At 68.4% G+C, this 554-nt stretch carries 1 protein-coding gene; it reads right to left on the bottom strand.

The window, feature by feature from the left end; all coding sequences use genetic code 11:
• A partial coding sequence (locus AC1D15_RS36430) for a M66 family metalloprotease (protein ID WP_477829922.1) occupies positions 1-554 on the bottom strand: 554 nt, incomplete at both ends.

Genomic DNA, 554 nt, shown 5'->3' with positions numbered 1-554 from the left:
GTGCTGTCATGGTCCAGCGTGCGCGGCGCAAACGGGATGTCCGTGGTGCCGCTGGCCGACACGATGCGCAGCGTGTACGCACCGGCCTCAGGGGCCTGGGGCCGACCCACCAGCGACTTCACCGGGTTCAGCTCGGCCGTGCCCGAGGCACCGATCTCGCCGCTGATCAGCAGCAGGTCCTGCGTGGCCGACGTCACCGCGGCGGCGGACACGTTGACCATCGATTTGTCCGACGGCGTCAGGTAGGTCTGCATCTTCCGGTAGTTGTAGTCGGAGAAGACCTGGCCGCCGCAGTAGCTCATGAGGTCGTGGCGATCGGTCGGGCGCGGGTCGTAGAAGGTGTTGCTGTCCGCTAGGTACGGCCAGATGTAGCGGCCGGCCTCGCCGAGGGTGGCATTCGGGTACGGGTAGTCCAGGTCGGGAACGGCGACGTCGCCGCAGGCCGCGTGCTGCAGCGAGAAGTTGTGGCCCATCTCGTGCGCCACGATATCGCGCACGGCGGTCGGCTGCTCGGGCATGTCGGTGCCGACGCCCACGTTGCCGCTCGGGTACGC

The sequence above is a fragment of the Rhizobacter sp. P2_H2 genome, from assembly GCF_056403375.1.
The sequence above is the reverse complement of the archived record's forward strand: the minus strand, read 5'-3'. Positions and strand labels throughout refer to the sequence as shown.